Raw genomic sequence first — 12,871 nt, 5'->3', positions numbered from 1 at the left:
ATCCGTGGCCGAGAAGCTCTACGCCACCCTGAAGACCAACCACGGCGACATCGAGATCGAGCTTCTGCCGAACTTCGCTCCGAAGACCGTGCGGAACTTCGTCGAACTCGCCACCGGTGAGCGCGAGTGGACGCGTCCCACGGACGGACAGAAGACCACGGACCCGCTCTACGACGGCACCGTCTTCCACCGTGTCATCAGCGGGTTCATGATCCAGGGCGGCGACCCGCTGGGCAACGGCACCGGCGGCCCCGGCTACCAGTTCGCCGACGAGTTCCACCCCGACCTGGCCTTCACCAAGCCCTACCTGCTCGCGATGGCGAACGCCGGCCCGGGCACCAACGGCTCGCAGTTCTTCATCACCGTGGCCCCCACCGCCTGGCTCACGCGCAAGCACACCATTTTCGGGGAGATCGGCGACAAGGCCAGCCAGAAGATCGTCGACACCATCGCCGCAGGTGCCACCAACCCGCGCACCGAGCGCCCCCTCGACGACGTGATCATCCAGTCCGTCGTCATCGAGAAGCGCTGACCGCAGGGGAACCTTTCGACCCCGCCCGTCCGTCCTCGATACGTACCGGACGGGCGCGGGCAAACCGCCGCCTCGCCGCCGACCGAGGGGACCGATGGACACCGACCGTCTTCCGGGCTGCTACCGGCACCCGGACCGCGAGACCGGGATCAGCTGTACGCGCTGTGAGCGGCCGATCTGCCCCGAGTGCATGATCGACGCCTCGGTCGGCTTCCAGTGCCCCGAGTGCGTCCGCGGGGGCTCGGGAACGGGCCACGGGCGCGCGGCCAACGCTCCGCGGACGATCGCGGGCGGGGTGGTCGCCGCGGATCCGTACCTGGTCACCAAGATCCTGATCGGGATCAACGTGGCGGTATGGCTCGCCGCCGTTGTCTTCCCCGGGCTGGCGATTCAACTGGAGCTGATCGGCTGGTACCGCGAACTGGCGGGCGGGCCGGCGGAAGGCGTGTCCACGGGTGAGTACTACCGGCTACTGACTTCAGCGTTCCTGCACGTCGAGTGGTGGCACATTTTCGGCAACATGATCGGCCTGTGGTTCATCGGCGGAATTCTGGAGCCGGCCCTCGGCCGCGCCCGCTACCTCGCCGTGTACCTGTTGTCGGCGCTGGGCGCCAGCGCGTTGATCTATCTGCTGACCCCCATGAACACCCCGACGCTCGGAGCTTCCGGGGCCGTCTTCGGCCTGCTCGGCGCCGCCATCGTGCTGGCTCGTCGGATGCGGGACGAAGTGCGTCCACTGGTCGCCGTGGCGGTTTTGATGCTCGTACTGACCTTCCTGCCGGGGGCGAACGCGTCGTGGCAGGGCCATATCGGTGGATTGGTCACCGGTGTGCTGGTCGCGCTGGGCCTGTTGTGGCCCACCAAGGACATGGGCGCGCGGAATCGCAAATTCGTCCAGTGGGGCACCTGTGTGGCGGTGTTCCTGCTGGCCACGGCCCTGATCGTGATCCGGACGGTCGAACTTTCCGCACTCACCTGATCACACCGGCGTCAACTCTCCACAGAGTTATCCACAGATCTTCTGTCTTTTCCTCAGGTGTGGATGACGCTGTGGATAACTCATGGGGAGAGCTTGCGGAGCCGGGCTACTTCCACTGCGTGGAGACGCCGAATCCTGCCGCAATGAAGCCGAATCCGACCACAATGTTCCAATTTCCGAGAGCTTCGATCGGAAGCTGGGTCTCGGACAGATAGAAAACGACGATCCATGCCAGACCGACCAAGAAGAACGCCAGCATGACCGGGGCGACCCAGTTGCGGTTCGTCAGCTTGATCGACTGCGGCGTCCGCGTGGGGGGCGGCGTGTAGTCGTCCTTCTTGCGGATACGTGACTTCGGCACGAGGGGCTCTCCTGTCGATGGGCTGGGGACCTTGCCTGCCCCGGGCGTCCGTTAGCGTAGTGGACCTGTGGCGTTGAAGGAGAAGGGTACGTTGAGCAATTCCGACGACTCCTCCGCGGGTCCCCGTCGCCGTGCCAGACCGGTCCGGCTGCTCACGGCCGCCGTTTTCGCCCTGGCCGGCTTGATCTTCGTCACCAGCTTCAACACCTCCAAGGGTACGAACATCCGGACGGATGCCTCGCTCCTCAAGCTGTCCGACCTGATCCAGGAGCGCAGCCAGAACAATCTGGAGCTGGAGAAGAGCACCGCCACCGCCCGCGGCCAGGTCGACGCCCTCGCCGAGCGCGACAACGGGAGCACCGAGGCCGAGAACGCCAAGCTGGCCGCCCTGCGCGCGGCCTCCGGCACCGAGGCGATCAGCGGCAAGGCCGTGACCGTCACCCTGAACGACGCGCCCCCGAACGCCACGGCCCGCATCCCCAACGTGCCCGAGCCGCAGCCCAACGACCTGGTGATCCACCAGCAGGACCTCCAGGCCGTCGTCAACGCCCTCTGGCAGGGCGGCGCCCAGGGCATCCAGGTCATGGACCAGCGCCTGATCTCCACCAGCGCCGTGCGCTGCGTGGGCAACACCCTGATCCTCCAGGGCCGGGTGTACTCGCCCCCGTACAAGGTGTCGGCGGTCGGCGACCCCGGCGCGCTGAAGAAGGCCCTCGCGGCCTCCCCGGCGCTGCAGAACTACCAGCTGTACGTGAACGCGTACGGGCTCGGCTGGAAAGTGGACGAGCACAAGGCGCTGACACTGCCGGGCTACTCCGGCACAGTGGACCTCCACTATGCGAAGCCGCTGGAGCCCGCCACCCCGTGACCGCAACGTCGACGTGCCGCGCCTGCTGGTACGGACGTTCAGCGAGGTGTGCCTGACCGCGGGCTCGCTCATCGTGCTCTTCGTCGTCTACGTCCTGCTGTGGACCGGGGTCAAGGCCGACCAGGCCATGGACGGGGAGATGGCCCGCATGCGCGACCGCTGGTCCGCGGCGCCCGCGGCCGCCGAGTCGGCGGCTCCGGCCGCCGCCCCGGAACCCGCCGCGTACCCGCCGGGCCGGGCCTTCGCCGAGATGTACGTACCGCGCTTCGGCCGCGACTGGAACAAGCCGGTCCTGGAGGGCACGGGCACCGAGCTGCTGAAGAAGGGCCTGGGCCACTACGCCGGCACGGCACGGCTCGGCGGCAACGGGAACTTCGCGGTGGCCGGCCACCGGCGCACGTACGGGGACCCCTTCAAGGACATCCCCAAGCTGCGCCCCGGAGACCCGGTGATCCTCAAGGACGCCACCGGCTGGTACACGTACACCGTCCGGGCCGACGCGCTGCGCACCCTGCCCACCGAGGTCGGCGTCGTCGATCCGGTGCCCGCCCGCTCGCCCTTCACCGGGCCGGGCAAGTACCTGACGCTGACCACCTGCGACCCGGAATGGGGCCACAGCCACCGGCTCGTGGTCTGGGCCGAACTGACCGGTATGCGGACCCTCGCACAGGGCGTACCGGAGGGTTTGGCAAGGTGACCCTCCGCGCCGGGCGGGTGGCTTTAGGCTGTGGACGTACCGCCCCCGCGGTGCGTTGAACGATCGTGGACGAAAAGGACACAGGCGGCATGTACGGCTGGATCTGGCGGCATTTGCCGGGTAACGCGTGGGTACGCGTGATGATCTCCCTCGTGCTGGTGCTCGCGGTGGTGTTCGTGCTGTTCCAGTACGTCTTCCCGTGGGCCGAGCCGCTGCTTCCGTTCAACGATGTGACGGTGGACGAGGGATCGGGAGCGACTCCGTGAGCGCGCGCATTCTGGTTGTCGACAATTACGACAGCTTTGTCTTCAACCTGGTCCAGTACCTCTATCAGCTCGGCGCCGAGTGCGAGGTGCTGCGCAACGACGAGGTCGAGCTCGCCCACGCCCAGGACGGCTTCGACGGCGTCCTGCTGTCCCCGGGCCCGGGCACGCCGGAAGAAGCCGGCGTCTGCGTGGACATGGTCCGCCACTGCGCGGACACGGGAGTACCGGTCTTCGGCGTCTGCCTGGGCATGCAGTCGATGGCCGTCGCCTACGGAGGCGTCGTCGGCCGGGCTCCGGAACTGCTGCACGGCAAGACCTCGCCGGTGGTCCACGAGGGCCTCGGCGTCTTCGAGGGGCTGCCCTCGCCCTTCACCGCGACCCGCTACCACTCCCTCGCGGCCGAGCCGCCGACCCTCCCGGACACGCTGGAGGTCACGGCGCGGACCGAGGACGGGATCATCATGGGTCTGCGTCACCGCGAGCACGACGTCGAGGGCGTGCAGTTCCACCCCGAGTCCGTGCTGACCGAGTGGGGCCACCGGATGCTCGCGAACTGGCTGGTGCGCTGCGGTGACGCGGGCGCGGTGGAGCGCTCGGTGGGGCTCGCCCCGGTGGTGGGCAAGGCCGTCGCGTGACGGCGCTCGCGCCGTCCGCGCCCACCGAGGGCCGGGCAGCGCGACGCAGGGCAGCGCAGGAGGCCGCGAAGCGTACGCGCACGCGTGGCCGGGGCCGCGGCCGGCGGCGCAGGCGGCCGGCCTCGGGCGGGCCGGTGGTGGTCGTCAGCAGGCTCGCCGGGGAGCTGTTCATCACGCTGGGCCTGGTGATGCTGCTCTTCGTCGGCTACCAGCTCTGGTACACGAACTTCCTGGCGGACCGGACGGCCGATGACGCGGCGGGCTCCCTGCTCCAGAACTGGGACCGCGATCCGGGCGGGGCGGCCGCCCCGCCCGTGGCGACGGCGTTCGAACCGGGCCAGGGCTTCGCGATCCTGTACATCCCGAAGCTGGACGTGAAGGTGCCGGTCGCGGAGGGCACGAACAAGGCGAAGGTCCTCGACAAGGGGATGGTCGGCCACTACTCCGAGGCGCCGCTCGCGACCGGGATGCCGGCCGACCGCCAGGGCAACTTCGCGCTGGCGGGCCACCGGAACACGCACGGAGAACCGTTCCGCTACATCAACCGGCTGGTGCCGGGCGACAAGATCGTGGTGGAGACGCGGGACGCGTACTACACGTACGAGATGAGCGCACAGCTCGCGCAGACCCCGCCCTCGAACGTGGCGGTGATCAAGCCGGTGCCCGCCGGATCGGGGTTCACTTCCGCGGGCCGGTACATCACGCTGACCACCTGCACCCCGGAGTTCACCAGCACCTACCGGCTGATCGTATGGGGCAGGATGACCGCTGAACGCCCCCGCAGCCAGGGTGCTCCGCCCGAGCTGACCAGCCCGTAGAGGATCCGCAGTGTCACGTGCCGCACCGCCCCCGAACCGCAGCGCCCTCGCGGGGTTCCTGAGCCTGCTGGGCGAGGTCCTGATCACGGCGGGCCTGGTGCTCGGGCTGTTCGTGGCGTACTCGCTGTGGTGGACGAACGTCCTGGCGGACCGGGACGCCTCCGCGCGCGGGGACGCGGTGCGCGAGCAGTGGGACCGGGCGGCGCCCTCGCAGGCCTCGGCCGCGGCGCCGGGCGCGCTGGACGTCCAGGGCGGGATCGGCTTCCTGCACGTGCCGGCGATGAAGAACGGCGAGGTGCTGGTGAAACGGGGCACCGACTCGGAGGTCCTGAACGACGGCGTCGCCGGTTACTACACGGAGCCGGTCAAGTCGGCGCTGCCGTGGGACCCGGCGGGCAACTTCGCGCTGGCGGCCCACCGCGACGGGCACGGGGCCAAGTTCCACAACATCGACAAGCTGAAGAACGGCGACGCGGTCGTCTTCGAGACCCGTGACACCTGGTACGTGTACAAGGTCTTCGCCGAGCTGAGCCAGACCTCGAAGTACAACGTGGACTCGATCAGCCCGGTCCCCAAGGAATCGGGCCGCACGGCACCGGGCCGCTACATCACCCTGACGACCTGCACGCCCGTGTACACCTCGAAGTACCGCTACATCGTGTGGGGCGAGCTGGTCCGCACGGAGAAGGTGGACGCGAAGCGGAGCCTTCCGGCGGAGCTGCGCTGACGGTCGTTGCGCTGCCGGTCGTGACGCTGCCGGTCGTGACCGCCGGGGATGGGCCCCAGGCCGCCAGGAGCCCCCTGTGGACGGCCGTGACGCCCATCCGAGTGGCGATGGGCCAGGGGCTCGCTCCGAAAGGCGCAGGTGGCCGCGTGGGGCTGCGTGGAGGCCGCGTGGTGGCCGCTCGGAGGGCCACCGGCAGCACCGATTCGTTTGCCCGTGAAGACGCGTACGGAAAAGGGTCCGGCCCCTCTCATGGAGAGGGGCCGGACCCTTTGGTGCTCGTTGCCGCGCGGTCAGCCGCCGAGGCCTCCGATGAAGCCTCCGCCGCCGTCGTTGCCGCCGTTCTGCTGGCCGTCGGGCACCGTGTTCACGTTGATCACCATGCCGGGGGTCACCGGGCTGCCGACGGCCGGGTCCGTGCTAAGGATCTTCGCCTTGCCGTCCGAGGAGCCCGACAGGACGGATCCGAAGACCAGGCCCCTCAAGGCGAGTTCGGCCCTGGCCGCGTTGATGGTCTTGCCGAACAGGTTCGGGACCGTGAGCTGCTGGACCGGCTTGGCGACCGAGATGTTGACCGACGAGCCGACCGTGACCTGGCCGTTGGGGCCGGGGTCCTGGCTGACGACCGTCTTGGGGGCCGTGCCCGGGGCCGCGTCCACCTCGGTGACGCTGCCGAGCTTGAGGTTGAGGGCCTCCAGGGCCTTCGAAGCGTCGGCCTGGGTCTTGCCGGACAGGTCCGGGACGGTCACCTTGGAGATTTCCTTGGCCACCGTCACGGTGACGGTCGAGCCCTTGTCGGCCTCGCCGCTCTTCGGGTTCTGCTCGATGACGGTGCCGGCGGGCCGCTCGGACTCGACCGTCTTCTTCTCGATCTGGAAGCCCTTGTCCTGGAGCGCCTTCTCCGCGTCGGCGATCGCCAGGTGCATGACGTTCGGGACGGCGACCTTGGACGGTCCGGTGGAGACCTTCACCTTGACGACGGAGTTCTTGTCGACCTTGAGGCCCTCGGCCGGGGACTGCTCGCAGACGCTGCCCTTGGGGGCGGCGTCGCAGGGCATCTCACCGTCCTGCTGGACGACGAGACCGACGTTGTCCCCGTTGGCCTTGGCGGCCTCCAGGGTCTCGCCGATGAGCTTGGGGACCGTGGGCCGGTTGTCGGCGGTGGTCTTGAAGAGGGATTGCCCGATCAGGATCGCGCCGACCAGGACGAGGATGCCGGCGGTGACCAGCAGGATCGTGGAGGCCTTGCTCTTCTTCTGCGGACGCCGGCCGCGGCCGCCCTGGTCGTAGCCGCCCTGGCCCGCGTACCCGGTGGCCCCGTAGCCGCCGTCGCCCGGGGACATCGGCGGGAGCATGGAGGTCTGGTTCGGGTCGGCGGTGCGCAGGGCCGTGGTGGGCTGGTCGTAGCCCTGGTGTCCGTAGCCGTGGCCCTGGTCGGGGTAGCCGTAGCCGGCGGCGCCCATGGAGGCGGTGGCCGCGACGGGCTGGCCGTCGAGGCAGGCCTCGATGTCGGCGCGCATCTCGTCGGCGGACTGGTAGCGGTAGTCGGCGTCCTTGACCAGCGCCTTCAGCACGATCGCGTCCATCTCGGGCGTGATCTCGGAGTCGAAGTTCGACGGGGGCTGGGGCTCTTCCCGTACGTGCTGGTAGGCGACCGCGACCGGGGAGTCGCCGATGAAGGGCGGCCGGACGGCGAGGAGCTCGTACAGCAGGCAGCCGGCCGAGTAGAGGTCGGAGCGCGCGTCGACCTGCTCGCCCCTGGCCTGCTCCGGGGAGAGGTACTGGGCGGTGCCGATGACGGCGGCGGTCTGCGTCATGGTCATGCCGGAGTCGCCCATGGCACGGGCGATGCCGAAGTCCATGACCTTGACCTGGCCGGTGCGGGTGAGCATGACGTTGGCGGGCTTGATGTCACGGTGCACGATGCCGGCGCGGTGCGAGTACTCCAGCGCCTGGAGGATGCCGATGCACATCTCCAGCGTCCGCTCGGGCAGCAGCTTGCGGCCGGAGTGCAGGAGCTCGCGCAGGGTCGAGCCGTCGACGTACTCCATCACGATGTACGGGATGGAGATGTTGTCGACGTAGTCCTCGCCGGTGTCGTACACGGCGACGATCGCCGGGTGGTTGAGCGATGCGGCCGACTGGGCCTCGCGGCGGAACCTGGCCTGGAAGGACGGGTCGCGGGCGAGATCGGCGCGCAGGGTCTTGACGGCGACGGTACGGCCGAGCCGGGTGTCGTGGGCGAGGTAGACCTCGGCCATGCCACCACGGCCGAGCACGTGGCTCAGCTCGTACCGGCCGCCGAGGCGACGCGGCTCTTCCATAACGTGCAGCCCTCTCCGTCAGTCCCGACCGCACCCGTGTGTGGTCCGGCGGTGTGCTGTTCGCGCAAAGGCTACCGGCCGATCGTCGGTGATCGGTTCGTGACCACAGGCTGATACCGGACCGGTACCGTACGCTCGGATCCGGGCGGGAACAGTGACCCGGATCACGTCTGTGTGCCCCTTGCGGCTCTCGCGTGGCCTTCGGCCCCGCCCGTTACCCCTTGTTGCTCTTGAGCACGGCTTCCATGACGGCCTTGGCGACCGGGGCGGCGAGGCCGCCGCCGCTGATGTCCTCGCGCTCCGCTTCGCTGTCCTCGATGACGACGGCGACGGCGACCGGCGAGCTGCCGTCGGGGTTCTCGGCGTAGGAGATGAACCAGGCGTACGGGCGCTTCTTGTTGCCCTCGCCGTGCTGGGCGGTGCCGGTCTTGCCGCCGACGACGGTGCCCTTGATCCGGGCCTTGCCGCCGGTGCCGGCGTCGACGACGTTGACCATCATGTCCCGGACCTTCTTCGCGTTCTCGACGGAGAGGGGACGGCTCATTTCCTCCGGCTCGTGCTTCTCGACGATGTCGAGGCCGGGCGATTCCAGCTGCCTGACCATGTACGGCTTCATCAGCTTGCCGTTGTTGGCGATGGCGGCGGTGACCATGGCCATCTGCAGCGGGGTGGCCGCGGTGTTGAACTGGCCGATGGAGCTCTGGGCGTTGCCGTCCCTCTTCATGTTCTTGTCGTAGACGCTGGCGAAGGCGCGGACCGGGGTGTCGATCTTGTCGTTGTTGAAGCCGAACTTCTCGGCGGTCTTCACCATGTTGTCCGCCCCCACCTTGTCGCCCATGTTGGCGAAGACGGAGTTGCAGGAGACCTGCAGGGCGTAGTTGAGGGTGGCCTTGCCGCAGTTCGCGGCGTGGTTGACCATCGGCGTCGTGGTGCCCGGCAGGATGTACGGGTCCTCGGTGTCGGTCGGCGCGTTGATGTCCGTGACGATCTTGTGCTCGAGGGCCGCGGCGGCGGTGACCACCTTGAAGGTGGAGCCGGGCGGGTAGGTCTCGCGCAGGGCGCGGTTGACCAGCTTCTTGTCCTCGCTGTCTTTGAGCTCGACCCAGGCCTTCTCGTCGGCCTTGGAGTTGCCCGCGAAGGACGTGGGGTCGTACGAGGGGGTGCTGACCAGGGCGAGGATCGCGCCGGTGCGCGGGTCGATCGCCGCGACGGCGCCCTTCTTGGAGCCGAGGGTCGTGAACGCGGCCTTCTGCGCGGCGGCGTTCAGCGTGGTGACGACGTTGCCGCCCTGCTTCTTCTCGCCGGTGAACATGCCGATGGTGCGGTCGAAGAACAGCCGGTCGTCGTTGCCGGTGAGGATGCCGTCCTCGAGGGACTCCAGCTGCGTGGAACCGAAGGCCTGCGAGGCGTAGCCGGTCACCGGAGCCCACAGGGGACCGTCGAGGTAGGTCCGCTTGAACTTGTAGTCGCTGCCGTCGGTGACGGCGGAGCCGGTGATCGGCTTGCCCTCGACGATGATGTTGCCGCGCTCGGTGGCGTACTGGGCGATCTGGACCCGGCGGTTCTCCTTGCGGGTGCTCAGATCCTCGGCCTTGACGTACTGCAGCCAGTTGGTCCGCACGAGCAGTGCCAGGACGAGCAGCCCGCAGAAGATCGCGATGCGGCGCAGGGGCTTGTTCATGACGGGCGGACCACCTGGGTCATCTCGGAGTCGGGGGACGGTGCCGGGGCCGGGGCAGGGCGGCGTGCGGTGTCGCTGATCCGGATGAGGATGGCGATGAGGATCCAGTTCGCGAGGACGGAGGAGCCGCCGGACGCGAGGAAGGGCATGGTCATGCCGGTCAGGGGGATGAGGCCCATGACTCCGCCGGCGACCACGAAGACCTGGAGCGCGAAGGCGCCGGAGAGGCCGACCGCGAAGAGCTTGCCGAAGGGGTCGCGGGCGGCGAGCGCGGTGCGCACGCCCCGCTCGATGATCAGGCCGTAGAGCAGGAGGAAGGCCATGACCCCGGTGAGCCCGAGCTCCTCGCCGACGGTGGAGAAGATGAAGTCGGAGTTGGCGGCGAATCCGATGAGGTCGGAGTTGCCCTGTCCCCAGCCGGTGCCGAGGACCCCGCCGGAGCCGAAGGTCATGATCGACTGGCCGACCTGCTGGCAGGCGTCGGAGGTCAGGTAGCAGCTGAAGGGGTCGAGCCAGGCGTTGACGCGGGCCTGGACGTGGCTGGCGGTGGCGCCGACCACGGTGGCGCCGCCCACGCTCATGAGCAGGCCGATCACGATCCAGCTGGTCCGCTCGGTGGCCACGTACAGCATGATCACGAACATGCCGAAGAAGAGCAGCGAGGTGCCGAGGTCGTTCTCGAAGATCAGGACCAGCAGGCTCATCGCCCAGATCATCAGGATCGGTCCGAGGTCGCGGCCGCGCGGCAGGTAGAGGCCCATGAAGCGGCGGCTGGCCAGTGCCAGGGCGTCGCGCTTGACCATCAGGTAGCCGGCGAAGAAGACGGCGATGACGATCTTGGCGAACTCGCCGGGCTGGATGGAGAAGCCGCCGACGCTGATCCAGATCTTGGCGCCGAAGACGTCGGCTCCCAGGCCCGGGATCACGGGCAGGATCAGCAGCACCAGCGAGGCGGCCATGGAGATGTACGTGAACCGCTGGAGCACGCGGTGGTCCTTGAGGACCAGCAGTACGCCGGCGAACATCGCGATGGCGAGCGCCGTGTACATCATCTGCCGGGGCGCGGACTCGGTGAAGACGCCGTAGGCGCGCTTCGCTTGGTTCTGCAGGCGTCCGGACTGGTCCAGTCGCCAGATCAGGACGAGGCCCAGCCCGTTGAGGAGCGTGGCGATCGGCAGCAGCAGCGGGTCGGCGTACTTGGCGTAGCGCCGTACGACGAAGTGGGCGATGCCCGCCAGGATGCCGAGGCCGAGCCCGTAGGTGAACATGCCGGGGGGCAGCTCTCCGTCGAGCGCCAGGCCCGCGTTGGCGTAGGCGAAGATCGGGATGACCACGGCGAACACGAGCAGCAGGAGCTCGGTGTTCCGCCGGCTCGGCAGCTCGATGGCGCCGATGGTGGTCGTGTTGGTGACAACGCTCATGGTGTGGCGGGCCCCCTGTGCCCGCGTATGTCTACTGCTTCTCGCACAGGTTGACGACCTGCTGCTCGGCGGCAGTCAGGACCGGGCCGGGCGTTTGGTTGCCCTGGGCCTCGGCGGCACGCCGCTCCTCGTCCTTCTTGCACGCGGAGGTCTGGGTGCCGAGCTCGTCGATCTTCGTACGGGCGGTGTCGAGGCTGCCCTCGCTGATCGTGTCCACGACCTGCTTGCGCTTGAAGGTCGGCAGGTACTTCAGTTCGATGTCGGGGCGGTCGGTCTCCACCTTGGAGAGCTCCAGCGGCCCCAGCTTCTGGCTGATCCCGCGGAAGAGCGCGACGTGCTCGTCCTTGACCCCGACGTAGAACTGCGTCTGCGTCCAGCGGTAGCCCGCGTAGAGGCCGCCGCCGATGACACCGAGGACCACGAGCAGCGTCAGCGTGCGCGTGGTCCACTTGCGCCCTTTGCCGCGGCGCCTGCGCGGGTGGTTGTACGTGTCCTCGTACCCGGAGTCCCCGTCGTAGGGGTCGGGCTCGCCGAAGCTGCCGTACGCGTCGGCTCCGCCGCCCTGTCCCTGGGCGCCGTAACCGCCGTAACCCGCGGCCTCGCCGCTGCCGGGCGGCCCGAAGGCGCCGGGGGGCGGGGGGCTCTGGCGGCCTAGCCCGGAGGCGCGGCCGGCCGGCGTCTGCATGGCGTTGCCGCCGTCGAAGAGCTGGTGGTGCTGGTTCTCGGCGACCGCGCCGACGACGACCGGGGTGTCGTTGACCTGCGCGGCCAGGGTGTCGCCGCTGTCGGTGTCGAGGACGTCGGCCACGATGCAGGTGATGTTGTCGGGGCCGCCGCCGCGCAGCGCGAGCTGGATCAGGGAGGCCACGGTCTCGCGGGGGCCGTGGTAGTCGGCGAGGGTCTCTTCCAGGGTCTGGTGGGAGACCACGCCGGAGAGCCCGTCGGAGCAGATCAGGTAGCGGTCGCCGACCCGGACCTCGCGGATGGAGAGGTCGGGTTCGACGATGTCGCCGCTGCCCAGGGCTCTCATCAGCAGGGAGCGCTGCGGGTGGGTGGTGGCTTCCTCTTCGGTGATCCGGCCCTCGTCGACGAGGCGCTGCACCCAGGTGTGGTCCTGGGTGATCTGCGTGAGGACGCCGTCGCGGAGCAGGTAGGCGCGGGAGTCGCCGACGTGGACCAGGCCGAGGCGCTGGCCCGTCCACAGCAGGGCGGTGAGCGTGGTGCCCATGCCCTCCAGCTGGGGGTCCTCCTCGACCATGACGCGCAACTGGTCGTTGGCGCGCTGCACGGCGGTGCTCAGCGCGGTGAGCATGTCGGAGCCCGGGACGTCGTCGTCGAGCTGCACGAGGGCGGAGATCACCTCGGAGCTGGCGACTTCGCCGGCGGCCTGGCCGCCCATGCCGTCGGCGATCGCGAGGAGACGGGGACCGGCGTAGCCGGAGTCCTCGTTGCCCTCGCGGATCATGCCCTTGTGCGATCCGGCGGCGAACCGCAGGGACAGACTCATGCGCACCTGCCCTGTCGACGACGATGCTGCCTCGGGGTACAACCGGTCTCGAGCCACA

12 protein-coding genes and 1 pseudogene are annotated in these 12,871 nt (G+C 69.1%); 8 read left to right on the top strand and 5 right to left on the bottom strand.

Annotation, left to right across the window (positions count from 1 at the left end):
• The first annotated feature begins 4 nt into the window (after positions 1-4).
• Positions 5-532 (top strand): peptidylprolyl isomerase, encoded by a 528-nt coding sequence (locus OG276_RS18175; RefSeq protein ID WP_266906783.1) that lies wholly within the window; start codon positions 5-7, stop codon positions 530-532.
• Between the two features lie 94 nt (positions 533-626).
• Complete coding sequence (locus OG276_RS18170) at positions 627-1,511, top strand: rhomboid family intramembrane serine protease (RefSeq protein ID WP_266906781.1); 885 nt, start codon at positions 627-629, stop codon at positions 1,509-1,511.
• 106 nt (positions 1,512-1,617) lie between these two features.
• On the opposite strand, the gene crgA is transcribed toward OG276_RS18170, so the two are convergent.
• Positions 1,618-1,872, bottom strand: a complete 255-nt coding sequence (gene crgA / locus OG276_RS18165; RefSeq protein WP_250738676.1) for a cell division protein CrgA — start codon at positions 1,870-1,872, stop codon at positions 1,618-1,620.
• Positions 1,873-1,963: 91 nt separating this feature from the next.
• Here crgA and OG276_RS18160 point away from each other — a divergent pair, with 91 nt between their 5' ends.
• The 6 genes and pseudogenes from OG276_RS18160 (at position 1,964) to OG276_RS18135 (ending at position 5,883) form a co-directional block, all read left to right on the top strand.
• Entirely contained in the window at positions 1,964-2,740 is a 777-nt protein-coding gene (locus OG276_RS18160; RefSeq protein WP_266906778.1) for a DUF881 domain-containing protein, read from the top strand.
• Complete coding sequence (locus OG276_RS18155; RefSeq protein ID WP_266906776.1) at positions 2,709-3,437, top strand: class E sortase; 729 nt, start codon at positions 2,709-2,711, stop codon at positions 3,435-3,437. The genes OG276_RS18160 and OG276_RS18155 overlap by 32 nt, the downstream gene beginning before the upstream one ends.
• Before the next feature lie 65 nt (positions 3,438-3,502).
• Positions 3,503-3,703 carry a hypothetical protein gene (locus tag OG276_RS18150; RefSeq protein ID WP_254382427.1) on the top strand — a complete coding sequence of 67 codons (201 nt, stop codon included), beginning with the start codon at positions 3,503-3,505 and terminating at the stop codon, positions 3,701-3,703.
• Positions 3,700-4,338, top strand: coding sequence for an aminodeoxychorismate/anthranilate synthase component II (locus OG276_RS18145; protein ID WP_254382122.1), 639 nt, complete (start codon positions 3,700-3,702; stop codon positions 4,336-4,338). The genes OG276_RS18150 and OG276_RS18145 overlap by 4 nt, the downstream gene beginning before the upstream one ends.
• A pseudogene (locus OG276_RS18140) lies at positions 4,338-5,156 on the top strand (class E sortase); the annotation flags it as partial. The gene OG276_RS18145 and the pseudogene OG276_RS18140, both read left to right, overlap by 1 nt.
• 10 nt (positions 5,157-5,166) lie before the next feature.
• Positions 5,167-5,883 carry a class E sortase gene (locus OG276_RS18135; RefSeq protein ID WP_266906774.1) on the top strand — a complete coding sequence of 239 codons (717 nt, stop codon included), beginning with the start codon at positions 5,167-5,169 and terminating at the stop codon, positions 5,881-5,883.
• A gap of 290 nt (positions 5,884-6,173) precedes the next feature.
• Here OG276_RS18135 and pknB read toward each other — a convergent pair whose 3' ends face one another.
• The 4 genes from pknB to OG276_RS18115 form a co-directional block, all read right to left on the bottom strand.
• Positions 6,174-8,204 (bottom strand): Stk1 family PASTA domain-containing Ser/Thr kinase, encoded by a 2,031-nt coding sequence (gene pknB, locus OG276_RS18130; RefSeq protein ID WP_266906772.1) that lies wholly within the window; start codon positions 8,202-8,204, stop codon positions 6,174-6,176.
• A gap of 214 nt (positions 8,205-8,418) precedes the next feature.
• On the bottom strand, positions 8,419-9,885 hold the full coding sequence (locus OG276_RS18125; RefSeq protein ID WP_266906770.1) for a penicillin-binding protein 2: 1,467 nt from the start codon (positions 9,883-9,885) through the stop codon (positions 8,419-8,421).
• On the bottom strand, positions 9,882-11,306 hold the full coding sequence (locus OG276_RS18120; RefSeq protein WP_266906768.1) for an FtsW/RodA/SpoVE family cell cycle protein: 1,425 nt from the start codon (positions 11,304-11,306) through the stop codon (positions 9,882-9,884). The genes OG276_RS18125 and OG276_RS18120 overlap by 4 nt, the downstream gene beginning before the upstream one ends.
• Before the next feature lie 31 nt (positions 11,307-11,337).
• On the bottom strand, positions 11,338-12,813 hold the full coding sequence (locus OG276_RS18115) for a PP2C family serine/threonine-protein phosphatase (protein WP_266906766.1): 1,476 nt from the start codon (positions 12,811-12,813) through the stop codon (positions 11,338-11,340).
• Positions 12,814-12,871 lie beyond the last annotated feature (58 nt).

This window comes from Streptomyces sp. NBC_00086 (assembly GCF_026343255.1).
Taxonomy (GTDB): domain Bacteria; phylum Actinomycetota; class Actinomycetes; order Streptomycetales; family Streptomycetaceae; genus Streptomyces.
This window is presented reverse-complemented; position numbering and strand designations above follow the sequence as displayed.